The following is a 24,433-nucleotide window of genomic DNA, read 5'->3' as shown; positions in this document are numbered from 1 at the left end:
CCTATTCCGGGTTGACTTTCGGTGCCCTTTTTATTTATTTGTCCTTTTCAGCTTTTTTCTCATCCAAGGGGATTTACTATTTGGAGAGATGAAGAGCATGGAAAGAATTTATTCCGGAATCCTGAACACCTCCCAAAAATTCATTGTGTCTGTTTACGGCTGGCAAAACGGATTGATGCCTGTGGTTGATTTTTTTAAGTTTTATGTCTAACTTTTTGGGGACTTCATTTAGGAACGGGTATGGATTGATTTTTAGGTAACTAATAGGATAAGAGTATGTAGATAGTGCCTGTCCGTGAGTAGGAAACCCTGTAGTTGAGAGCTTTTGTCAGTAGGGAAAACTATCAGTTAATTAATTGTGAAAACGACTTTGTATGACTGTATCGTGGAATAGCGGGTATGTTCCGTATATATTGAGGAACGAAATTCTCAGGGATGAGGAAGAAACAATACGCCATTTTGAATACGTACGGTTTCTTCCTCAATCATTTGGTGCAGAAGTTGTGCAGTCTTTTCACGGGAGATGCCCGGGAAGGTCATTTCTGACAAATTGTGCTTCTGCCCGTCTTTTAAAGTCTCCAGTATAAGCGCGATGATTTGTTCGTCCGTAGCATCCGCATGTGGATGAGATTTCCGTATCCGGCAAACGTCACATTGTTCGCAGGGTTGTGCGTCTTTTTCGCCGAAATAGTGCAAAAGGACTTTGCTACGGCAGAAGTCAGCCTCTTCGGCATAGTACAACATGGCCTCAATCCGCTCTTTAAAATTTTTCTTGCGTTCGTCGTACACGGAAGAAGGGAATACGATACGTTCTTTTTCGATGCGTTTACAGGAAAAGGTGATATAAGGCGTTTTTTTGCGGGGGATGTAATGGAGGATTCTGGCCCTGCCAAGTGCCAATAGTCCATGGTAAACCTGGTCTGTGGTCAGGCCGGATAAAGTCGCGATACGCCGTTCGTCTATAAAGACATAATCGCTGAATACGCCTCCATAGCTGCGTAAAACCCATTGGATGAGTTGTTCCTGTTCCGCTTCGAGTTCATGAATGCGATATAGCTCGTCGCGGCGGAGCAGAAAGTGTATGCGGGAGGCGTTGTCTTGTTCTTCCGTATATTCGATATAGCCTGCCCGTTCCAATAAATGCAGCGCACTGTCGGTCTGAACCGGAAAGTGTTTGAAGTTACGGCAGAATTCGTCCAGGTCGAATTCGCGGGTTACGTTATAACCGTCTCCCATGGCCATCTGGTAATAATAACAAATGTGTTCGTACACTTCCCGTATGGCATCCTTGTCCGGAAAAGTATCGGGGATACGTTTCATCAAGCGTGTACGGTCGTGTCTTTGGTATAGCAGTACTGCGTAAGCCTGTGCGCCGTCACGTCCGGCCCGCCCCGCTTCCTGGAAGTAAGCCTCTATGGAGTCAGGCAGGTCGAGATGGATTACCAAACGTACATCCGGCTTGTCGATTCCCATGCCAAACGCATTAGTCGCTACCATAATCCGTATTTTGTCCTCTTGCCATTGATGTTGGCGAAGGTCTTTTTCCGCATCGTTCAGTCCGGCATGGTAAAAGGTGGCGGACATACCGGCAGCTTGTAACTTCTCCGTGGTCTCCCGGGTATTCCGGCGGCTTCTGGTATATACGATGGCCGATCCTTTCGTGCTGTTTAGAATATGGATGAGTTCCCCAAACTTGTCTTCTGTATGCCGGACAATGTAAGCCAGATTTTTCCGCTCAAAACTCATACGGAAAGCATTCTCCTCCCTGAAAGCCAACTGGCGTTGGATGTCCTTGACCACTTCGGGTGTAGCCGTGGCCGTCAGGGCAAGAACCGGGATGTCCGGCAGGATTTTACGGATTTCCGCAATCCGGGTGTACGAAGGCCGGAAGTCATAGCCCCATTGGGAGATGCAGTGCGCCTCGTCCACCGTAAGGAAACTCACGGGCATGTGGCGCACCTTTGCGAGGAAGATATCCGAGGCTAACCGTTCGGGGGATACATAGAGGAACTTATAATTGCCGAAAATGCAGTTCTCCAACGTAACGAGGATTTCCTCACGTGACAGTCCGGAATAGACGGCAGCAGCCTTGATGCCTCTTCCGCGCAAGTTACGTACCTGGTCTTTCATCAAAGCGATAAGCGGAGTGACCACGATACAAATGCCGTCACGGCTGAGCGCAGGTACTTGGAATGTAATGGACTTGCCTCCTCCGGTAGGCATAAGCCCCAAAGTATCCCGTCCGTTTCCGATACTTTCTATGATTTCCCGTTGTATGCCGCGAAACCCGTCATACCCCCAATACTTTTTCAATATGGACAGATAAACGTCTTCCATGCGAGGATCCCGTGAAGCTTATTCTTTACCGGAGGGGCGGATGTCCTCTATCTGAAGCTGCACTTCACCTCGTTTATGCGTATTTTCTTCGATAGTGTAGCAAATATCGAAAGAACGTTTGGTCTTGATGTAACGAGCCTGTGAACTTTGTCCGAAAGCGATGCCGTTCATGACGTTGTTGCTCTTGTTGTCCACCAATTCCAATTTGATATGTTCTTGTTCGCGTCCTACGACCTTGCTCGTTCCGTAGTCATATACATGTTGCGTACAAAACAGCGGTTTCGTATTGTCCGGTCCGAAAGGATTGAACTTTTTAAGGTCGTGGTGAAACTTGTGCGTGATGTCTTTGAAGTCTATTTGCGCGTCGATGTTCAATATGGCCGAAGTCTGTTCCGGCAGGATATGTGTTTCCACGTAAGCTTCGAAGCGTCGGTGGAATTCCGGTACGTTTTCCACTTTCATGGACAAGCCCGCTGCATACGTATGTCCCCCGAAATTCTCCAATAAATCCCGGCAACTTTCGATAGCCTTGTAGACATCGAATCCCGAAACGGAACGCGCTGACCCCGTGGCCAGGTTGTCCGTTCGGGTCAGTACGACCGAAGGCCGGTAGTAGATTTCCGTCAGTCGTGAAGCCACGATGCCGATGACCCCCTTGTGCCACTCTTCGTTGTAAATGACGATAGACCGTTGTTCGCTTTGTTTGTCCAGTTTCTCTACGATACTGTTTGCCTCCTCCGTCATAGACTTGTCCAAGTCTTTGCGCATGTCGTTGTAGCGGTTGATTTGTTCCGCCATTTCATGCGCCGTCTGATAGTCTTTTTCCACGAGCAACGCCACGGCCTCTTTTCCGTTTTGTATGCGTCCCGAAGCATTGATACGCGGTCCGATTTTGAAGATGATGTCACTGATGGTCAGCTCCCGCTCCGACAAGCCGCATACGTCGATGATGGCCTTGAGCCCGATGCTCGGGTTGGCATTCAGTTGTCGTAGGCCGTGGTAAGCCAGGATACGGTTTTCTCCCATAATCGGCACGATGTCCGACGCGATGCTGACGGCACAAAGGTCCAATAACGGGATGAGTTGGCTGAACTCGATGCCGTTGCTTTGTGCGAAAGCCTGCATGAATTTGAAACCTACGCCGCAGCCGGACAAATGGGGATAGGGATAAGTTGAATCGAACCGTTTGGCATTCAGAATCGCCACGGCCGGCGGAAGGATTTCGTCCGGTACGTGGTGGTCGCAGATAATGAAGTCGATACCCTTTTCTTTGGCGTATGCAATCTCATCTACGGCCTTGATGCCGCAGTCGAGCACGATAATCAGTTTTACACCGCTTTCGTATGCATAGTCGATTCCTTTGACCGACACGCCATAACCTTCTTCGTAACGGTCGGGGATATAGTAGTCGATATTGGAATAATATTGTTGCAGGAACTTGTAGACCAATGCTACAGCCGTGCAGCCGTCTACGTCATAATCTCCATAAACCATGATTCTTTCCTTGCGTCCCAAAGCTTTGTTCAGACGCTCTACAGCCTTGTCCATATCGGTAAACATGAACGGGTCGTACAGTTCTGTGAGCGAGGGACGGAAGAATTTCTTGGCATCCGCCACCGTCGTGATATTGCGTTCTATCAAGAGACGACCGAGAATGGGGCTGATGTTCAGCTCTTTGGACAGTCTCTCAGCCGCTTCCAGTTTTTCCGGTGTAGGAGGTTCTAATTTCCATTTATAGTTCATTATATGTATTTTTTTCCTTTTTATGCTATCTCCGGGCGTGAGGCTTGTCACGAGGCCACACGGTTATTCATGTAAAAGTAGGAAAAAAATATAAGAAAACCGCAGTTTCCCCATCTTTTTTGGAAAACTGCGGTAGCTTTTTACTCTCTTTATGAGAAAGCGGCTGTTCCTCTGTCTTTTTTAATTCAGCCCCAATTTCTTCCGGATCGGTTCGGGGATGGCATTCTTGTTCACTACGATATTCATGGTCTTGTAGGCTACGAATGCTTTCGAAGCATACCAGATGCCTTTGTAAGTTCCGGCATCACCCCACGAGTTCTTCACCATGTAGTATTCTTTTCCGTTCTGGTCTTTGGCGATACCGTAAATCTGCATGCCGTGGTCGTCCGTCGTTTCCCAGTTGTCGTAAGCCGTCTGACGCATTTCCTGAGTGACTTTTACCTCCGGAAGCGGTTTGGAAGTCAGTTTCTTGACGATTTCCGCACGTTTGCTGTTGTTGCTCAATCCGAGCCAACGTGCAGCGTCCGAACCTACCAGGTCTTCTGCCTGCTTCACGTCCGGCATCACGGCGATACCATTGCGTGTGAACCCCGTCTCACTCACGTCCGAACCCCATGCGATGGTATATCCGTTGTGGATGGCATAGTCGAATACCTCCATCAATTCGTCGATCGGCAGGTTGTAAGACAGCGACCAACGCCAGTTGTCTTGTACTTCGATGACAAACGGTTTGTAGAACGGATGATGGGTATAAGAAGTCAGGGATACGTAATCGTCCATGTTCAGGCCCAACGACTGCATGTAGCTTTGCGGAGTGTATTCCTTGCCTTTGTAAGTGAATTTTTCGGGGCATTTGCCCAAGTAAGCATCATAGATACCGCTGAAAGCCTGTTTCCATACGGGAGACAGCTTCTTCAATTTGCTCGTGGCCAAAGCATCTACAAAGGCTGTGGCTACGAGGTCCACCTCATTGTGGTTGGGCAGGGTGTCGCCGTAGAGCGTACCCGGCTCCGGCATGGCTTCTTGCGGTACGATACCGTAGTTCTGCATGCAGTAAATCACGTCGTAGAAACTTCCTCCTTGCGCGAACGAAACATCGCCGTGTGTACGGACGGTTTGGGCTGCACGGTCTTCCATGGTTTTATGTACGACGAACATTTCGCAAAGGTCATGTTCGCCTTTTCCCATGCGGAGCAATTCGGATTCGAAGAAAGACAGTGTGCTGAAGCACCAGCACGTACCGCTCTGATTCTGGTTCTTGATAGAGGTGATAGGGTTTTCTTTCACCGTGGTAAAGACGAAACCGGTGTCGGCTTTTTCCACGTGTTTCTTAGCCGATACGCCAAGTGACAAACAAGCACATGCGATAAATAAAAGTTGTTTTTTCATTTCGGATATTTTAGTGATACATTAATTAGTCCTTTGTGCCATAAACTCTTCCACATCGTCCATGTGGTACGGGATGCGTTCATGTCCCAGCATGCGGCAACCGCTTGCTGTAATCAGGATGTCGTCTTCTATGCGGATGCCCCCGAAATCCTTGTAAGTTTCCAGGAGGTCGAAATTGATGAAATCCTTGTGGATGCCTTTGCTTTTCCATTCATCGATCAGAGCCGGGATGAAATAAATGCCCGGTTCGTCGGTCATGACCCAACCTTCTTGCAGGCGGCGTCCGCAACGCAGGCAGTTCGTACCGAATTGCGTGGACGGCTGCACTTCGTCGTCGAAGCCCACATATCGCTGTCCCAGCCCTTCCATGTCGTGTACGTCCATGCCCATCATGTGCCCCAGGCCGTGCGGGAAAAACATGGCGTGCGCTCCGTTGCGTACGGCTTCTTCCGTGTCGCCTTTCATCAGGCCGAGTTCTTTCAGGCGCTCGGTCATGAGGCGGGCTACGCTCATGTGCACGTCCCACCATTTTACACCGGGGCGTGCGATGTCCAATACGTGGTCATGGCAAGCTTCCACGATGCTGTAAATGTCCCGTTGGCGGGAGGTAAACCTGCCGTTGATGGGAGTGGTGCGCGTATTGTCCGAGCAATAGTTCTCATTGGTTTCCGCTCCTGCGTCGCAAAGCATCAGCCGTCCGTCTTCCAAAGGACGTGGAGAAGGGTATCCGTGCATGATTTCCCCGTGCATGGAAAGAATGGTGGGGAAACTGGTCATGCACCCTTTGGCCGATGCGATACCGCTGATGGTGCCCGCGATGTATTGTTCGCTCACTCCGGGGCGGCAAAGGCGCATGGCCGTCGTGTGCATCTCATGACCGATGGCACAGGCCCGTTCGATTTCCTCTATTTCGGCCGGCGTTTTCACAGCCCGTTGGTCGATGACCGCCATGATGAGTTCCAACGATGCTTCCTCGCGTTGCCGTGAAGGATGTATGCCTGTCAGGTCCATGAGTTGAATCATCTGGTCGTGACGGTAAGGAGGCAGGAAATGGATTTTCCGGCCTTGGGTGCGGGCTTGTGTTACCAGTTCTTCCAGACGGCTCATCGGAGCACTGTGTTCCACGCCGCTTTGTGCGGCGAGGTCGGCCACGCTGTCCACGGCACCGAACCATACGATGTCTTCAATGTCGATATCATTGCCAATCAGATATTCCTTGTGGTTGTCTATGTCGATTACCCCCACGAGTCCTTCGCGGTGTTGTCCGTAAAAATAAAGAAAACTGCTGTCTTGCCGGTATTTGTATACGTTGGCCGGATAATTGGACGGCGCATCGTTGTTTCCGAAAAGCAATATCAAGCCTTCTTTCACCTTACGCTTCAGCCGGTCGCGTCGGGCTGTATATGTTTCTTTGTCAAATAACATAAACGTAGCTTAAAGATAAAACATTTAATAAAGTATGCAAAAATACTGATTTCATTTGGGATTTTCATTAACTTTACTCGTAAATTAGGAATAATTATGGAGATAGACAAGCATACGGGTTTAGTGCTGGAAGGCGGGGGCATGCGCGGAGTTTTTACATGCGGGGTGCTGGACTGGCTGTTGGACCACCACATTGATTTTCCCTACACGGTCGCTGTGTCGGCAGGGGCGTGCAATGGCTTGTCTTATATGAGCCGTCAGCGCGGACGGGCGAAGTACAGCAATATCGACATGCTCAAAAAATACAAATACATCGGTATGCGTTTTTTGTGGACGCAGCATAGCATCCTGAACCAGGAACTGCTGTATAAGGATTTTCCGGAGCGTATCGTACCTTACGATTTCGAGGCTTACCGGGCCAATCCCGGAGTGTTCGAGATGGTGACTACCAATTGCTTGACGGGGCGTGCCGACTATTTGTCGGAGAAAGAGAATTACAACCGGTTGATACGGATAGCCAAGGCTTCAAGCAGTTTGCCTTACGTCTGTCCGGTTGTCGTCGTAGACCGCGTGCCGATGCTCGACGGCGGTATCGTGGACTCCATACCGGTGGAGCGGGCGATGTCGCTCGGTTATGAGCGCAACGTGGTCGTGCTGACGCGCAACCGCGGTTATCGCAAGACGGGCCGGGACATCCGTATTCCTTCTTTTATTTATCGCCGTTTTCCCCGTCTGCGAGTGGCGCTCAGTCACAGGTGCGAGTGCTACAACCGCCAATTGGAGTTGATAGAGCAACTCGAGGATGAAGGAAAGGTTCTGGTGGTGCGTCCGCTCGAAAAACTCGAAGTGGACCGGCTTGAAGACAATATCGGGAAACTGACGGCCTTGTACGAAGAAGGATATGCTTGTGCCGAGACGGTTTTAGGAACGTGTATTTTTAATGAATGACGAAAGATGACAGAAGAGCAAGAACAGAAGCCTGCGGTGGAAAAGAATCCGCATATTTATAAACCTGCATATACGAAACAGGAAGTGGACGAGTTGACGCGTTGGTTTGAAGAACGGATGGACCGCCTTCCCGCGACATTGCAACTGAACGAGGCGACGGCGGCTTCCGACCTTCCGCGCACGGTGAAAGCCCTATTGGCGGTGCTGAAGGTACATAAGGAGAACATATCCGTGACTTTCAGTGGATATATGTCCCATCTGGACTTGATTCGTTTGCGGTTGAAAGAACAAGGTCTGGAGTAAATCGTAAAAGGGGAAAGACGGATGAAAAAGCGGATACGGACAATATGGGCGGGCGTTTTGTGCCTTTGTCCGGTGTTGGCATTGCAGGCCGGGTGGGGAGATTTGCAGGAACAGTTGCGACGTATGGTGGCGGACAAGAAGGCGCAAGTCGGAATAGCCGTCATAGTGGACGGGAGCGACACGCTGACGGTGAACAATGACGTGCGCTACCCCATGATGAGCGTGTTCAAGTTCCACCAGGCTTTGGCTGTGGCAGACGCTTGCGGGCGGCGCGGCGTTTCTTTCGATACGTTGGTGTATATCCGGCCGGACGATTTGCGCCCGGATACGTACAGTCCGTTACGGGACAAATATCCAGAAGGAAACCTGTCTCTTTCCGTGGGCGAACTTTTGAAGTACACTTTGCACCTGAGCGACAACAATGCCTGCGACATCCTTTTCCGGGTGTTCGGAGGTCCGGCTGCTACGGATGAGTATTTGCGCAGCATGGGCTTGCGGGATTTTGCCATTGAAGCCACGGAGGACGATATGCACCGCAATCTGGCGGATTGTTACCGGAACTGGACGACTCCGTTAGAGGCGGTACGCTTGTTGGAATGGCTGGTTTCGGGTAAGGCGGCTAAGGGAGCATACCGGGATTTCATAGAGCAAACCATGATTTCCTGCCAGACGGGTCGCGACCGTCTGCCGGCACCGCTTGCCGGTACGAAGGCAGTTATCGGGCACAAGACAGGTACGGGCGACCGTAACGGAAAGGGACAGATTATCGGGACAAACGATATCGGTTTTGTTTTTCTTCCGGACGGGCGTCGTTACAGTATTGCCGTGTTGGTCCGCGATTCGGAAGAAAGCGAACAGGCCACAGCCCGGATTATAGCCGATGTTTCGGAGGCTGTATACCGGTATGTAAGCGGGGAGCGTTAAGATCAGGAGGGCGGGATGCAACTTACAAGAGTTTGCTTCATCCTTTTTGTAAAGAATAAGTTTCGATTGCCATGTCGCAAATTAAGAAGTAGTAAGTTGTTGTAAAATAGTATGTTGCAAGTGCTGAATCATTCTGCGCCAAATGAAAAATCGTTTGGCTGAGATTGATTTTTCATTCGCCTGAGATTGATTTACCGTTCTGCTCTTATCGGTTCGACGTTCTCTACCGAACGGAAAGATGTAAATAAAAAAACAGGGAACGAATCACTTCGGCCCCTGTTCAATCATTAACTTAATCCTAATTTCAATAATGAAAAACCATACTATCTGGTTATTTGAAGAGCACTTTTAAAGTCCTCTTTGTGCCGTCGCTCATCTTATCCTCACGGATGTAGATGCCCCGTTGTGTCGGACGAGATATGCGCATACCGTTCAGGTTGTACCATGCGGTACCGACCACGGTACTCTTTTCATCGGCTACGTTGTCGCTGATGCCGTCGCTGATGTCTACGTCGTCTAAACCTTCGGGTCTGTTTGCCTCTCCATCGCCAAGGTAATACAAGTGGAAATCGTCAATGAGTACCCAGTCGTTGACGAGCGTGTCGGTTTTTTGCACGCCGAGACGAACCGTTTCACCTTCTTTGACATAGAAATACGATTCCATTTCATAATATCCCTGATTCATGGCCGTACGGGCGCCTTTCCGGTCGTTGATGACGCAATTGTACACCCGTCCCGAGTTGGGGAAGAGACTGTCCGGCAGCACGATATCGGTCGCTGTGAATTTGCCGTTCTGTACGCATTCGAAGAACGAAGGCAAGGGTTTCGAGTAGTTGGCGCTTTCCGTTTCGGCATATACCTTGGCGTTCTGCTGTTCTTCGCCTTCCCGGCGGGCCAGTGCGGCCACGTCGGCCTCGCCTGCGCGGTAGAATCCGTAGAGCGTCACTTTGTAATATCCCGGATGGAGACGGTACATCTTTTGGTAGATGTGGCACGTGTCGGTATTGTAGAATTCGAATACGGAGTCGTTCGCTTCCTTTATGCCGTTCGTAAATTCCGTTGTCCAGCCGGCATCGGTGAATGCAACGGAGTCCTTCTCCTCGAATACTTGCTGGAAGTCGGGGTTGATGAGCATATCCGTCACATCGGTCGGGGTGTCTTTGGAAGCCGTTCCCACGTCGATGCCTTCGTACACCATTTGATTGTATGCTTCGTTCATCTCGACAATGTATTGTTCGGTCTGTGGGATGTCTTTGAACTTCCCGTTTTGGGTGAAGACATCCAAGACTTCGTAAACCACGTTGGCCAATATGCCCTCGTCGTAATCGGCAAAAGCTCCGCTGTTGATTTGTTCGTCATACATAAGGGCCGTTTGGTGCAACGTCTCTACCTTTTCTACTGAGCTCCGGTTCAAAGTGATGGCCTCGTCCAAAGCCTTAATCTGTGCGGTGTAGATTTCCTCGGTCAGGTCGCTTTCCAAAGCTTTCCGGGCATCTTGGATAGCTTGCTCCAGTGTGTGATAAGCCTCTTCCGTCGTAATGGCTTTGTCTGCCAGTGCGGCGTTGGCTTCTGCTATTTTGGCATTGAGTGCGCTCACGGCGCCCGTCATGTCGGTCGCGCCGAGATATTGGATGTGGAAATTGTCGAACAGCGTCCAGTTGTTGGAATTCGGTCCGGTGGGCATGGTGATACCGAAACGGAGTTTACCGTCCTCGCCCACATAGCATGTAATAGTGGTCGTATAGTCGGTACGGTCGTTGAAAGCAAAGGCGGCCTCTCCTCCGGCTACGCCGTCGGGTACCCATTGTCCGTCGAGTTCCGTACCGGTACCGGATATTTGTACGGCATTGTTGGCCAGTTCTTCTTTTGAGGCGTAGTGGTATTCATATAAGTGATGAAGTTTTTCTTTTGCATCGTTTCCGAAAAGATAAGAAAGGACATCTTTTTTAGGATCTGCAGCATTATAAGAAGAGGCAATGTCTGCATTTGCGCCCTGTCGGTTATAAGCTTGCACGGAAATCGTGTAAGAACCTTTGGGTAGGCCGGTGAGCTCCTGGTACACTTCGAAAGAGGAGCCTTGCCATACTTCGGCCACGTTGTTGCCGTATTTGAAATCTCCGTCACCGGTTTTGGTCCATCCCGAATTGCTTCCGGTGAAGTCTAAATTAGAGGCCATCCCGTCGGCATTCTGGGTGTCGCCTGCGATAAGGGCTTCGCATACACAGGCTTTGAACATGCGGTCGGCGCGTGGTTGGATGCTGTCTATTTCCAAGGGATTGAAAGTCCGGTTGTCGTGTATTTCTTCCAGTTCATACAAGAAATCCTCGTATGAAATCAGGCCATTTTCGGAGTAAGGGCTGGCGTCGTAAGCTTCATTCAGCTCTCCGGTCAGCTCTTCCAGTTTCTCGTATGCGGCCACGTCGAGGTTCAGCGTGTCCATGGCGAGCATCAGGCCGTTAAGGACTTCGCCTAAAGTCGCTTCGTCCACACCGGCTGTTCCTGAAGTTTGCTGGGCCAGACTGAGTGCTTGGTCGAATTTCTCTCCGTTGGTTATCGAATATTTGATTTGGGCATCGTCGTATCCTTTTTTCAATGTTTGGGCATCGGTGATGGTCTGAGCCAGTTGTCGGGCTAATCCACCTTCTTCCAGTCCTAAGTATTCCAGTTTGAAATTATCTACGCAAACCCAGTTGCAATTCGTGTTTTCGGTTTTGAAACCGACGGTGAGGTTTCCGCCCGCCAGGAAGAATTCCAAAGTAGCCAACCGTGGGGTCGGTGCGTCGGTAACGTAGCCGTCGTTACCCCTGATGGCACCGAATTCCAGTGTGTGTGCCTCGCCTTTGTATTCAGCCCCTTGTACGCGGGCGTAAATATAGACTCCTTCCGGCGTAAGAGCCATGTCGCCTTGCTGGTAACCGATGGTATTGGCCGAGAGACGGTATTTTCCGGCCGGCAGATCACTCAGGGTTTGCGAAACGTCCATCGAGTTACCCAGGTTGCCGCCTCCTCTAACCCATCTTTCCACGAAGTTCTTCATCTCGTATTGGCGGTCTTGGGTGGCGTAGAGCGTAGCTTGGTAACCTACGCTTTCACCGTTGATGTCCCAATGATCGGTGTTGGACTCGAATGCGTTGTTTTGGATTCTTCCGGTGAAATCAGCCGGATGTTCTTCGTCCACGATGGACAGTTGGTAATCTGCGATGGCTTGTTGCAGTTGTTCGGCAGCTTCTTGTACCTGTTTTGTCGTCGCATTATCGTCGTTGTATACGGTTTCGTAAGCCGACACGTCGGCGTAGCCTGTTTCGCTGGCGGTTTCCAGTTGCTGTAGGAGGAGTTTCTTGGCCTGATAAATCTCGTATGCTTCCGGCTCCACGAACTGCCAGTCTGTTTCTGCGTTCTGGTATCCCTCTTGAGAAGGGTCGATGAAAGGATATACGATGGTCGATTCTACACCGTCTGTGCCCCACATACCGTTCATCGTCAAAGCGTTGGCGGAGCTTAATCCGTATTGGGCATCCTGGTCTACAATCTTGATACGGTAATAGCCGTTGTCTTGCGGCAGGATTTGCCATAGGGTGTGTCCTTGTTCATTGCAGTCCACCCATGCTCCTGTCTCGCTGCCTGCGTAGACTTCGTGGAAACCGGAGTTGCTTTGCGCTTTCAACATATTGAAAGTCCATCCTTTTCCGGGCACTACCGGTTCTTTGCCCATCAGGGGAGCGCGTTCCTCACCGTAAGACAGTGTGACTTCCTGCCCCGTGTCGCCTACGCTGAGTCTCGTGTTGTAATCATTGCCGTTCGTGAGGAATTTGTTTGTGGCTACATGGTAGACGTAGTACACTCCACCGCCGGTTCCGTCGGTAGCCAAGTTCGGCTCTACGGTTTCCAACTTCGGATTTTCGTACGCGGATGCCCACAAAGGCATGGTAGAAGATGTGGCGCAGCAAAGAGCTATGGCCGTCAGTAAACTGTTTTTCATAATGTTTGTTTTTAAATGGATAAAGTTTGGTTTTTATATCGGCAGGGGAAATCTTTCCCCTGCACGAATGGAGTTTAATAATCGATGCTGATTTTCTCTGTGGCGGTTGAACTGCCCTGAATGGTTTTCACCATGTAGGTGCCCGGAGCCGCTCCGCTTTGTTTCAATGTACGGCGGATGTCCTTGCGGGCGCAGGTGAAACTACCCACTTTTGCACCTCCTACGGTGAAGACTTCGCAAGTGACTTTCTCGTCGGCATGGATTTCGTCGACGGAGGTGCTTAGCTTCACGCGGACGATACCGTCTTCGATGTCGGTCGTATCCCATTCCAGTCCTTCGCCCGGGCTGTCCAGTTCAAATGTTGTAGTGGTACGGGTACGCGTGCGGTTGGCCTCCCACAAACGGAACTCGTCGCCTGCTTCCAACGAAAGACTTTCGCGGACATGTAGTCTGAGTATGCCATACAGATTCAGTATTTTGACACCGGTCAGATTGGTGCAACGCGTCTTGCTGGCGATGTTCAGCGAGAGGATACCGTCCTTGTCTATGGTAACGGAGTTTTCCGAAAAGTCTATCGTACCGGTAGTCGCGGTTTCTGAAACGCCGGGGTACAGCAGGCCGTCTTTTTCCACCGTGAACGCGCCGTTATTCAGTTTGCCGCGACCGCAGAAGGTTCCGTTGGCTTTAACTGTGACGCTGCCTGTGCCCAGCATGCCTTCGGCTGCCGATGCGTTATTGATGAGGAGCGTACCTTCTTGCACCGTGCAGTCTCCGGTGAAACTGTGGATATTTGTAAGGCTCATTTTGCCTGTCCCTACTTTAATCAGTTGCGTGCCGGTGCCTTCTATCTTGCCTTGGAAAGAGAAATCTTCGTTCAACGAACCGATACGCCAAGTGTTGTTGTCGCCGGTTAAGGTTCCTTTTCCGGTCACTTTGCCAAGGGTGTAAGGTTTGGCCGTATTGCTTACAGTGGTACGTTCCGGGATGTTTAGCGTACCCTTGGGCATGCCATAGCTGTTGTTCAAGGCGAACCAGTTGTCGGGGTTGGAAGGTTCTACCGTACCTTCGAAAGCCGACCAGTCGCCTGTGAAATCCGAACGGATCCACGGCACGTATATTTTCAGCGTACCTTTTCCGAAAAGTTTGATGCGGTTCTCGCAACGGCTGTCGCATCGCATCGTGCCCGTCACGCCCTCTTCCACTTTGAGATTATTGAGGTTCAGGCTGTAGGTGTTGCCGTCGTCAAAGTCCTGATAAGTGGCATTACCGATGAAAATCAGTGTATCGCCGAAGAGCACGCCTTCTCCTTTGGCCTGTAGCGTGCCTTCTTTCAGATAGGTCTTTTTCAGGTTGTCGGCAGCAAACAGTATCAGGTTGGCCGAACCGGTTTTGGTCAAAGTGTTGCCATTGCCATATAGAGGCTTGTTCAAAGTCAGTTCGCCGTCGGTCTGGAAGACGGCTCCCCCTTCACCGATGGTGATGGGCACTCCGTTTTGAATGGCTACTGTGTTGCGCAAGGTGGCGCCGTTCTTGATTTCAAAGTTCCCTATTTCTTTGGTATAGCACCCCAAAGCTCCTTTGCGGACGATGGAGTCGGCCAAAGCCGAGACGGCAGTGACGCCTCCTTCTAACGTTGTTTTTCCCGTGTAGGTGTTCGTGCTCGTGATGACCAATGTTCCGTTTCCTTTCTTGGTCAGTCCCGTTTCTCCGCTGATACCGCCGTTGCCGCTTAGGCTGTAGGTTTTCGTGTCATTGTCGAATGTCACCGTTTGGGGGTAGAGGTTCTCGTTGATGCGGACGGAGGCGTCAGTGGCCGCATCGTCGAATATCACGTCGTCGCCGGAAACGAAGATGTCGGCTTCTCCCGCATTGTTGAAGTTTTCGTTTTCATTCAGGTTCCATTCATTGAGCGTGTGGGTACCGTCCCAATACACTTGTGTGGCATCTCTCGTTTCCTTTATGACGAGGAATATTTGGCCGTTTTCGTATTCCAAGTGGCATTTTTGAGTTTCCAGTCCCTGAAGGAGGATGTCATCTACGTTGCCGTCGATCTTTTTCACTTCGGCGATGAGGTATCTTCCGGCTGCCATCACGTTTTTCCCGTTTTGATAGTGAGGAGTAAAGCGGAATATCGGTGCTTGGAACTCGGGACCGTCGCTTCGGTTGAGGGTTTCCAGGGAAAGGCCTTTGGCCAACACGATGCGGTCGGCCTGGGTGTTTTCGGAATAGAGGTCGAATTCCATGACGGCGCCGTACCGCATGGTCACACTGTCAGCGTGGATGGTGGCGGCTTCTCCCGTTCCTCCTACGCGGAGCACGGAGGCGTATTCCATCTTGATATCCTTTCCGAAGTCAGCCTTGGCGTTTAATTCGGCAAAGCGGTTCATCCATACGCGGCTGTTGGGGAGTTTTCCTGTGAAGTTCACGATGCCGCCCCAAAGGTCCGTCGGGCCGGAATAGGTCTGTTCGCCGCTCAGGTTCAGGATGCCTTCGCCTTGTTTCACCAAGCGCATGTCTCCACCAAACGTACCGCCTTTGAGCGTATAGGTGGAGTAGGAAGTGGTGATGTTGTCGTTGTTGTCATGTCCTTCCGTATGGGAGAAGGCGTTGACGGTGAGGATGTAAGGCGATGCGCCTTCGGCGACTGTCACTTCTCCGCCCTCGGGATCGGCCAATAACACGTGCTGTCCGTTCTGGGCGGTTGTAATGGCATCTTTCACTTCCGTGCGCCCGTTGGTCATCAAAGGGGGAGGGGTGGTGGTATATCCTTCCGTCTCTCCCATGAAGTAACTGACGTGGGGCGGTTGGTTGTAACCGCACATCTGCCAACAGATGGCCTGCCGGTATTGCATGTCGTGCAGCAGGGTATAGTTTCGCCAAGGCGTCGGGATGGTTGTGGTGTAGATGATCAGCGACTGGTCGTCGGTGGACGGATTGATGACTTCCTCGCGCCAGTCTCCGAAAATGTCGGCCTGAAGGGAAGGCGTGCCTTTGCTTCCGTTGTTTGAATGGATGCCTTCGAGCGTGGTAATGGTACCGTTGTAGAAGGTGAGGTTGGTGCCGTCCAATGATTCACTGCATAAATCCCCGTCCCAATAGATGCGGAAACTGGCACCTAAGAGGCCTGTGGCATTGGGGAGGGCTTCGTCTATTACCGAACTGACGGTGCCGGACCTTCCGGCTGCCATCTGGCTGCCCATGAACTCTTCGGTAAACTTTCCGGCCATGCAACGGCCGCAGTCTTGCGGGTGTTGGTACCAATAATAGACTCGGCTGCTAGTCGCATCGCGGTAGTTGGCACCGGCCTTGTTCTCATTGCAAGCAAAGATTTCCTGTCCTTTGCGGTAGGGGTCGAAGTCGCTGCAATGCTGTGCGTCGCCGTGGCCGTAACCTGTTGTGGAAAGTCCTTTGCCATTGTCGTCTACGACCATCGAGCCGTAGACGATTTCATCGCGTCCGTCCCAGTCCACGTCGGCGATGCCGAAGTTGTGGTATCCTTCGCCGAACCATGGGCTGCCCGGTTCATTGTTGAGCCACCTCCAACGCTCCACCAGTTCGTGGGTTTCCGGATTCACATCGTAGGCAATCATCTTGTGGCGCGTGTAGATGCCGCGTGCCAGAAAGATGCTCGGATGGAGGCCGTCCAGATAAGGCGCACCGAAAAAGAACTTGTTGGCGCGGTGGCCGTAACCGTCGCCCCATGCGGCGTTCAGGTCCGTCTCGCCGTTCTCCAACCGTTTGAGGGGGAATTGCATGGCCGGGTTGTACAGTTTGGCTGTGGCTCCCTCCATATATATAAGGTATTCCTCGCCCGCCATGGAATATGTCATGTTTGCTGTGTGCAGCACGCTGTCGCGGTAGTTCTTGGTCGGGTCGCCGATTACTTGTTTTGTCCCGTCCGAAGCATAGACTATGGTGCCGTCCATGGCGCGCATCAGCAGCTCCGCCTTTCCGTCTTCATCCCAATCGAAAGCCGTGATGTTGGTTTCCACTTCACCTGCGCTGATCATGTTGGGGCCGATGTCTATTTGCCACAGCCGCGTGCCGTCCAACTTGTAAGCCTCGAAGAATGTGAATGCGCTGTCGTTTTCCGGATAGAAAAGTCCGTCGTTGTTATGTAGTCGCTTCACGATGATTTCCATTTCTCCGTCTCCGTCCAGATCTGCCGCTGTGGCATCATTTAGGAAGTAGTCCAACGTGATGTCCGTTCCTCGCCGGGAATACATCTTGCCCATGGGGATTGTCAGATACTGTTTGTCCCACACTTCGGCAGGTTCGCAGGCATCTTGTTCTTCGTCCCGTACTACGGCTTTTACCGTGTAGGTGGATGAGGCCGTGCCTTCGGGGTCGGTGAAGTTGGATACGTCTAACGGTTCCGGATTTACCAACTTGCCGTCGCGGTAAAGGTTGTACTGTGTGTCATAATACTCCGTGCCATGGATACGCCAACTGGTGAACACGCCTTTTTCCGTTTGTACGGCTACGAGTCCCCGGTTGAGGTCTTCCATCATACGTTGGGCTTGTGCCGTGAGGCAGCAGGCAGCCCACATAGATAATAGTAATTTCTTTTTCATGATTTTAAGTTTAATGAATGGTCCCTTTTTTACGGTTTGCTTTTTAATCTGACGACTGTCAGCGAGTAGGCAGGCAGTTCATCCCAGTATTGAGGTTCCATGGCGACGGGCGAAGTTTCAGGGCGAGCCTTCCAATCGTCCGGCATACCGCTCAATACGGTTTTCGTGGCATCTTGTTTTCCGGTGATGCCCAAAGCGGCAAGGTCTATGTTAGCCTGTACTTTGACCGGGAGGAGGTTGACGATTTTCAGTATGAGGTCTTGGCTCAGACTGTCTTTCACTACTGATATGCCGATGCGTTTGCGTACATCGTCACGGTTATCCGACAGGGTGAGCACGGAAGGAATATATTCATTCCCGGAGTTTTGTCCGAAGAGGAGTTGAGTGTAATAACTCGTACCGGGCTTGACTTCCATGTTGTTGAAATAAATCAGGTCGGGACGCCATCTTGTCCGTCGGTCTTTGGCCAACAACGGGGCGTATGATGTCATGCTGACGATATCGCCGTTTCGTTCGCAGCCTATCAGGTGGTAAGCCTCCAATAAGGCGGTCTCGATGTTATTGCCTTTGCCGGGGATATGTGTAGCATATTCTCCGAGGTAAACCTTGGGTTTGGAACGGTCGTAGCGGTCGTAATAATCGTGGTTGTTGAGGAACCATCCTGCAGGTTGGTAGTAATGTTCATCCACGAGGGGGACACCGAGCTTGCTGGCTACCTTCCATCCCTCCACGTAGTCCGGGCCTTCGCTGAAGGGGCCGGAGGTACCTACGACCTGTATTTCCGGATACTTTTCTTTGATAGCCTTGAATATCATGGTGAAACGTTCTTCAAACACAGGCGTGATGAGGTCTTCGTTGCCCACACCGAGATATTTCAGGTTGAAGGGTTTCGGGTGTCCGGCTTCCGCACGCATCTTGGCCCATGGGCTTTCGGACGGGTCGCCGTTAGCCCATTCGATGAGGTTCAGTAGGCTTTCTATGTATTCCGGCATTTCTTCCATGGGGATGCCCATTTGACCTGCGCCTCCGATGGAAGAGTTCTGGCAACACACACCGGCTGCAACGACGGGCAGCGGTTCCGCCCCGATGTCCTCGCAGAATTGGAAATATTCATAATAGCCAAGCCCCATGGTCTGATGGTAGCCCCACAGGTTGCGCAAGGGTTTGCGGCTTTCTAACGGGCCGATGGTGTTTTCCCAATGGTATATATTATCCAATCCGTTGCCATGAGCCACACATCCTCCCGGGAAGCGAACGAATCGGGGGCGGATGTCGGCAATGGCTTGGGCCAGATCGGCACGCATTCCGTTCTTCCGGTTTTTGAATGTCTTTTGGGGAAAGAGGGAAACCATATCCAAATTCACTTCGCCTTCCATGTCCGGGATAACCTCGATGCGTCCGTTTACGGCGGAGCCGGTAGCCTCTACCACGGCCGTGAGCTTGTTCCATGTTTTGGAAATCTTGCCGGTGCGGGCTTCGCCGATGACTTTTCCGTCTTCGTCAAGTAGTCTTACGATGATTTTTCCCCGTTTGTTGCTGGTACTGCGGGCAAAAACCGAGAAGTCGTATTTCTCTCCGGCTTTGACGGGAATACCGTCGAAACCGTCGTTAACCAACCCATGACCTTTTTCTTTAATGTCCAAAACGGCATAATGGGGATTGTGGGTATGCAACGGAGCCACGGTATCTATGTCAAACGAAAGGCCTTCTCCACCCGTGCTCCACGAATTGGTGGCCGTCCAGTTCTCTTCACGACCGATGTCATTCGGAGAATATTCGAAATCGCGGTTTTGCACGAGTTCGGCATAAAGTCCTCCGTCCGCCCCGTAGTTAATGTCTTCAAAGAAAACTCCGATGAGCATATCGCTGATTTTCTTGCTTTCTTCGGGGCGTAGCGTTACGTTCAGTGTGATGGTGTCTTTGAAAAGCTCCGGGTTGATGGCCAGTCGTTCCGCATTTTGGATGGCTTTGTACTTTGCCATTTTGTCGGCTTGTATGAGTGCTTCCACTTCGTTCCATGCTACACGGTGGAGGGTTCCGCTTTCTGTGATTCCGTTGATTGTGACCTGTTGTCGATGGGGGACGGCGACATTCTCCGCTTGTGGAATACTGTAAGTACGGAAATCTTTCGTGCGGCAACTGTAGGTTTTCGTGTTTTCCCCCTGTAGGCTATTCCATGTGATAAGATAGTCTTGGCCGGTGGGCGAGAATGTAACCGAAGGATTCATGCAATTACCGGTGTTTCCTGTAGTTGGAAATGCCTGTTGCCCCCAGGAGATTAAATCTGTCGATGTGCAATGGGCAAATACGGCATATCCTTCATGTACGCTCCATAGGCAGTGCCACATCCCGTCGTTTCCCTTTATTAAATAAGGTGACAACATTCGTTTGCCGTGCCGTCCGCTGGCATATTCGCTTCGTAAGAACGTGCGTTCCGGACCGATGGAGTGCCATGTGTTCCGGTCTGTGCTCCAAGCGAAGTGCAAGCCGTTGCGTCCGGCGTTCTTATCGGTTGCGTATGCGAAGACATAGGCAGAGTCCGGTTCGTTCGCCATAAGGCTGTGCTGTAGGGAGAATCCGATTGTGATGAGTAGAAAGAATAAGAGTTTTTTCATCGTGCGCTTGTTTCTGCTTTTTATGATTAATGGATATTTTAATTTGTCACCGTAAAAGTCGATATTTTTTGCGCGGATGAATGGTATTTACGTTGCAAAGAATGGAACGTAGGTTGCATTCCGGCTTTTTTTGATATATTTGAAAGCCCATGCAACCTACGTTCTATGAAAAAGGAACTGTTCTTTTAAGTTTTGTGGTATTGAGTAGGAAGTACGCCGAATTCTTTTTTGAATGATTTGGTGAAATGGCCGGGACTGCTGTATCCTACAGAATATGCGATTTCCGTGACGGACAGGCGTCCCTCCGTAATCAGTTGGGCGGCGCGTTTCAGTCTGGTATTTCTTATGAAGTCAGTGGGAGACATACCGATAACAGAACGCATCTTGCGGAATAAGGTTGCCCGGCTCATGGCCATGTCGTCACTAAGTTCATCTACGGAATATTCGGAGTTATCCATATTCTTTTCTACGAACCGTAAAGCCTTGTTCAGAAAATCTTCATCGGCCGGCGATATGGTAACGTCCTTGGCTTCGGCCTCGGCGTTTTGTTTGAATTCGTTTTGTTGCTGCCGCCTTTGCGCAAGAAGATTATGAATGCGGGCAGTCAGGATTTCCCATTTGAACGGTTTGGTCATATACGCGTCCGCACCTTCTTTGTAACCCCGTTCTTCATTTTCCATACTGGCACTGGCCGTGAGTAATATGATGGGAATATGGGATACGTCGATGTTGTGTTTGATTCGTTTGCAAAGTTCTATACCGTCCATTTTAGGCATCATCAAATCGGTAATGATGATGTCCGGTTTTTGTTGCAAGGCTACAGCTTCGCCTTCTTCTCCGTCCGAAGCTTCGAATACGACAAAGTGGCGACGGAGTTCCTCCTGTAAATAATGGCGGAAATCGTTGTTGTCCTCTACCAATAATATTTTAGGAAGGACGGTGTAATCAACGGGCAAAGGGGGATTGTCCATCGGATTCCCTTGTTGCGGAGCTGTGGGGAGAAGCGGGGACGGTACGTGGCTAATGTTTCCTACGGGAATACGGACGGTAAAACAACTCCCTTTTCCGGGACTGCTTGATACGTTGATTTTCCCATGGTGCATTTGGACATACTCTTTGGCGACATTTAGCCCTATACCGCTTCCTGTATTGCCCTTATGGGAGCTCGCCTGATGGAATCGTTCGAATATATGTGTCTGCTCTTCGGTCGGGATACCGATACCGTCGTCCTCCACTTGTATGACAGCCATCTCTCTCCCGTCTGAAGGTTCCGGATAGGCTTTTAAGGTCACGTGTCCTCCCTGAGGAGTGAATTTGAATGCGTTGGACAGCAGGTTGTTCACCACCTTTTCTATTTTGGGGCTGTCCGCAGTGACAAGAAAGGTTTCCGGGTGGCAATGAAAGTCAAAACGGATATTCTTTTCTTCAGACATGGGAAGGAAACTTTCATAAATACGCGATAGCATATCCTTTAGGTTGAAAGTTTCTAAAGCCAATGTTTCTCCTTTCATCTCGATTCTCCTGAAATCAAGTAGCTGGTTGACTAACGACAGGAGGTTGTGGGCATTCCGGTCGATGGTTTTCAGTTGTTTTCTGGTGTCGGGATTCTCTTCCTTTTTCAGTAGGTATTCCAATGGCGCGATGATGAGTGTCAGTGGCGTGCGTAGTTCATGGCTGATATTGGTGAAGAATCGGTATTTCATCTCTTCCATTTGTTTCTGGGCTGCCTGTTGGTTTTTGGCTTGTTGGCGTTTCAGTACATGGCGAATGTATATGAAAAGCACGGCTACGGCTCCCAAAACGTATAGGAAATAGGCGGCATAAGTTTCGTACCACCATGGTGCACGGTAGATATGCAGGATTTGGCTCTGCGTTTCATTCCAATGTCCGTTGGCATCCGTAGATTTGATTTCGAGGCTGTTGTCTCCCTTGGAGAGTTGTGACAGGTGGATGCTGTTCTGTCCTTGCGGAAGGACGTTCCACTCTTCGTGGCGACCGGCATGCCGGAACGCAAAACGGATATTCTGGCTGTGCAGGGGCGTGAACGTGGAAAGGTGTAGCGTGAGATCTTGTGCAGAAGGAGGGAGTTTCAAGGTCGTTGTAGCAGAAGATATAGGTCTTGTTTGGGAGTTGACCGTGACGGCGGTAAGACGCGGCAAGAAATCTTTTTCTTTTTTCTTGTCCGAGAAAGCGTTTGTTCGGACAGACAAGTAGCCGTTTTGTCCTCCGATGTAGAAGCTGTCGTCGCTATCTTTGTACATACAAAGGAAGTTTTCCATGTCGATGTGAGGAGACGATGCGCGCAACGTACTGAATGTTTGTTTTTCAGGAGAGAATATCGTGACGTTTTGCCGGGTGAGAATCCATAGTTTTCCTTTGCGGTCGGTCGTGATGTTATAGATGCTGTTGCCGTTCAGTCCGCACTCCCGATCCATGGAATGCAGGGTTTTGCGGTGCAGGTCGTAACGGAGTATATTGCCTTTGGCTGTGCTGATCCACAGGATTTCTCCAGGTTGCAGGGCTAATCCGAGACCGTTCTCGGCTATTTTTATTCTTTTTTTCGTTCCTTGCCCCTCTATGACGAGCAGTCCGTTGTTCTCGGTGGAGATGAATGCGGTATGTCCGTCCGTGACGATATCATTTATCATGCGAGTGGATGCCCATATTTTTTCCAATCTATGACTTGACAGGGAGTACCGATATAAATTTCGGGAAGTGCCGATCCAGAGTTGTCCGTAAGCATCTTCGTGAAGTGTACGGATGTGTTCGTCCGCTTCGGCCACGGAAATCATATTCACGATTTCGGTTTCGTGTATATCGTTATGCTCGAATGTAAGACGGATTACGATGTTGTCTTTCAGGATGCAATAGATGCCTTTTCCGTTGCGTACCTTCGCCAGCAAAGGGGTGGTTCGCCTGTGGGACAGCTTGCTGGTGAATACTTTTCCGTTACTTGGAAAGTAGGCGAAAAGCTGCTTTTGCTTATTCAGGCACCAGATGAGGCTGTCTTCGTGTATCAGCAAATCCATGTTAGTAGGGATTCCGTATCTCTGGAGAGATTGCGTGCTATAGCGTTGGATGGCGGAATCCAAAGAAGAAAGGATGAAAGAATTATGGATGTCTCCTGCAACCCACAGGTTGTTTTCATGGTCGAACATGGCTGACGCAAAGACCTTGTTTTCCAGTTGTAAGGACGGAGGTGTACTCAATCGTTCCAAACTGCCGTCAGGATAGGTCTTGTAGCGGCACAAGCCGTCGCCGCTTCCTGTCCACAAGTCACCCGATGCAGGATCTTGCAACAGGTTATAGATGATTTTTGCGGAAGGACTTCCCAGGGCTTCTTCCCGTATGGGGACATAAATGCTGCTGCTGTTTCGGGCATCGGGGCAGAAACGGAAGAGTCCGTTGCCGTATGTGGCAAGCCAGATGAAATGGTTGCTCTTGTCCCGTACCAATGCGGTGGGAGGAGTCTCGAACGGCCAATAGAAGGGAACGAAACGTTCTTGTTGCTTGTCGAACCAACATAGTCCGCCTTTTTGCAATGTAACCCATAATTTGTGCGTTTGAGGGTCTTCGAAAAAAAACGAGACTTTATTCGGTACACCTTGCCACTCTATATCGTAGCTGTGGGTGAGGCGGGTGGAACGGGCATCGAAACGGTACACTTTATTGTTGGTGGCAATGTAGACCAAACCATCGGAGGTCGCTTTGATTTCATCGATGCTCCATGAGTCGAAGCCGTAGCCTTCTATGGGCGTGATGCGGTAGTCGTTTTTGTCCAGAATATAAGCTCCGCGCAGAGTGCCGAACCAGATTTTTCCGGAAAGGTCTTCTGTGATACAAGTGATGTGGTTGTGTTTAATTACATCCGGTGTCTTGAAGTCGGAGCGGAAGATTTGAATGTTGTAACCATCGTCGCGGCATAAACCGTCTTCCGTACAATACCATATAAGCCCTTCCGAGTCTTGGAATATCTTTTTGATTTGTCTGTTGGGGAGTTGGTCGTAATGAGGCAACTCGAACCGCCCTATGTTTTGCGATTGAAGTTTGTATGCTCCGGCGAAAAAGACGATGATGAGGAACATGCAAGTTATGGAATGGTGCAGTGCTTTATTCATCATTTGTTGAAATTAAGGTTAAATATGCAGATGGAATCGGGACTATGCCCTGAAATATATTAGAAAAGGAAGTGCCGG

11 protein-coding genes are annotated in these 24,433 nt (G+C 50.4%); 3 read left to right on the top strand and 8 right to left on the bottom strand.

Annotated elements, in window-relative coordinates; genetic code table 11:
* Nucleotides 1-429: 429 nt before the first annotated feature.
* The 4 genes from HMPREF9441_RS08080 to HMPREF9441_RS08065 all read right to left on the bottom strand — a co-directional run bounded on the left by HMPREF9441_RS08080 (nt 430) and on the right by HMPREF9441_RS08065 (nt 6,894).
* A complete protein-coding gene (locus HMPREF9441_RS08080; RefSeq protein ID WP_008620056.1) occupies nt 430-2,337 on the bottom strand; it encodes a RecQ family ATP-dependent DNA helicase in 1,908 nt (635 codons plus the stop codon).
* An 18-nt stretch (nt 2,338-2,355) separates the two neighbouring features.
* Nucleotides 2,356-4,080 carry a single-stranded-DNA-specific exonuclease RecJ gene (gene recJ, locus HMPREF9441_RS08075; RefSeq protein WP_008620055.1) on the bottom strand — a complete coding sequence of 575 codons (1,725 nt, stop codon included), beginning with the start codon at nt 4,078-4,080 and terminating at the stop codon, nt 2,356-2,358.
* 180 nt (nt 4,081-4,260) lie between these two features.
* Nucleotides 4,261-5,469 carry a C1 family peptidase gene (locus HMPREF9441_RS08070; RefSeq protein ID WP_008620054.1) on the bottom strand — a complete coding sequence of 403 codons (1,209 nt, stop codon included), beginning with the start codon at nt 5,467-5,469 and terminating at the stop codon, nt 4,261-4,263.
* Between the two features lie 21 nt (nt 5,470-5,490).
* Nucleotides 5,491-6,894, bottom strand: coding sequence for an aminopeptidase P family protein (locus tag HMPREF9441_RS08065; protein WP_008620053.1), 1,404 nt, complete (start codon nt 6,892-6,894; stop codon nt 5,491-5,493).
* A gap of 96 nt (nt 6,895-6,990) precedes the next feature.
* Here HMPREF9441_RS08065 and HMPREF9441_RS08060 point away from each other — a divergent pair, with 96 nt between their 5' ends.
* From HMPREF9441_RS08060 to bla, 3 genes are read left to right on the top strand one after another with little or no spacing between them, the layout of a single operon-like run.
* The gene (locus tag HMPREF9441_RS08060; protein WP_008620052.1) at nt 6,991-7,842 is read left to right on the top strand and encodes a patatin-like phospholipase family protein; all 852 of its coding nucleotides are present in this window, start codon (nt 6,991-6,993) and stop codon (nt 7,840-7,842) included.
* A gap of 6 nt (nt 7,843-7,848) precedes the next feature.
* Nucleotides 7,849-8,145 carry a DUF6965 family protein gene (locus HMPREF9441_RS08055; RefSeq protein WP_008620050.1) on the top strand — a complete coding sequence of 99 codons (297 nt, stop codon included), beginning with the start codon at nt 7,849-7,851 and terminating at the stop codon, nt 8,143-8,145.
* 21 nt (nt 8,146-8,166) lie between these two features.
* Nucleotides 8,167-9,069, top strand: a complete 903-nt coding sequence (bla, locus tag HMPREF9441_RS08050; protein WP_008620049.1) for a class A beta-lactamase, subclass A2 — start codon at nt 8,167-8,169, stop codon at nt 9,067-9,069.
* A gap of 331 nt (nt 9,070-9,400) precedes the next feature.
* Here the strand turns inward: bla and HMPREF9441_RS08045 are convergent, their stop codons facing one another.
* The 4 genes from HMPREF9441_RS08045 to HMPREF9441_RS08030 form a co-directional block, all read right to left on the bottom strand.
* A complete protein-coding gene (locus tag HMPREF9441_RS08045) occupies nt 9,401-13,048 on the bottom strand; it encodes a hypothetical protein (RefSeq protein WP_244949693.1) in 3,648 nt (1,215 codons plus the stop codon).
* 74 nt (nt 13,049-13,122) lie between these two features.
* Nucleotides 13,123-17,622, bottom strand: coding sequence for a rhamnogalacturonan lyase family protein (locus HMPREF9441_RS08040; RefSeq protein WP_008620043.1), 4,500 nt, complete (start codon nt 17,620-17,622; stop codon nt 13,123-13,125).
* A gap of 29 nt (nt 17,623-17,651) precedes the next feature.
* Nucleotides 17,652-20,237: an alpha-L-arabinofuranosidase C-terminal domain-containing protein gene (locus tag HMPREF9441_RS08035; RefSeq protein WP_008620041.1), complete on the bottom strand. Its 2,586-nt coding sequence runs from the start codon at nt 20,235-20,237 to the stop codon at nt 17,652-17,654.
* 185 nt (nt 20,238-20,422) lie between these two features.
* Nucleotides 20,423-24,358 carry a hybrid sensor histidine kinase/response regulator transcription factor gene (locus HMPREF9441_RS08030; protein WP_244949692.1) on the bottom strand — a complete coding sequence of 1,312 codons (3,936 nt, stop codon included), beginning with the start codon at nt 24,356-24,358 and terminating at the stop codon, nt 20,423-20,425.
* Nucleotides 24,359-24,433 lie beyond the last annotated feature (75 nt).

It is taken from the genome of Paraprevotella clara YIT 11840 (genome assembly GCF_000233955.1).
In the GTDB taxonomy this organism is placed as follows: Bacteria; Bacteroidota; Bacteroidia; order Bacteroidales; family Bacteroidaceae; genus Paraprevotella; species Paraprevotella clara.
The sequence above is the reverse complement of the archived record's forward strand: the minus strand, read 5'-3'. Positions and strand labels throughout refer to the sequence as shown.

Excerpts from the sequence above, each read along its gene's own strand:
- HMPREF9441_RS08065 (WP_008620053.1), bottom strand. The coding sequence starts at position 6,894 with ATGTTATTTGACAAAGAAACATATACAGCCCGACGCGACCGGCTGAAG.
- bla (WP_008620049.1), top strand. The coding sequence starts at position 8,167 with ATGAAAAAGCGGATACGGACAATATGGGCGGGCGTTTTGTGCCTTTGT.
- HMPREF9441_RS08055 (WP_008620050.1), top strand. The coding sequence starts at position 7,849 with ATGACAGAAGAGCAAGAACAGAAGCCTGCGGTGGAAAAGAATCCGCAT.
- HMPREF9441_RS08070 (WP_008620054.1), bottom strand. The coding sequence starts at position 5,469 with ATGAAAAAACAACTTTTATTTATCGCATGTGCTTGTTTGTCACTTGGC.
- HMPREF9441_RS08030 (WP_244949692.1), bottom strand. The coding sequence starts at position 24,358 with ATGATGAATAAAGCACTGCACCATTCCATAACTTGCATGTTCCTCATC.
- recJ (WP_008620055.1), bottom strand. The coding sequence starts at position 4,080 with ATGAACTATAAATGGAAATTAGAACCTCCTACACCGGAAAAACTGGAA.
- HMPREF9441_RS08045 (WP_244949693.1), bottom strand. The coding sequence starts at position 13,048 with ATGAAAAACAGTTTACTGACGGCCATAGCTCTTTGCTGCGCCACATCT.
- HMPREF9441_RS08060 (WP_008620052.1), top strand. The coding sequence starts at position 6,991 with ATGGAGATAGACAAGCATACGGGTTTAGTGCTGGAAGGCGGGGGCATG.
- HMPREF9441_RS08080 (WP_008620056.1), bottom strand. The coding sequence starts at position 2,337 with ATGGAAGACGTTTATCTGTCCATATTGAAAAAGTATTGGGGGTATGAC.
- HMPREF9441_RS08040 (WP_008620043.1), bottom strand. The coding sequence starts at position 17,622 with ATGAAAAAGAAATTACTATTATCTATGTGGGCTGCCTGCTGCCTCACG.
- HMPREF9441_RS08035 (WP_008620041.1), bottom strand. The coding sequence starts at position 20,237 with ATGAAAAAACTCTTATTCTTTCTACTCATCACAATCGGATTCTCCCTA.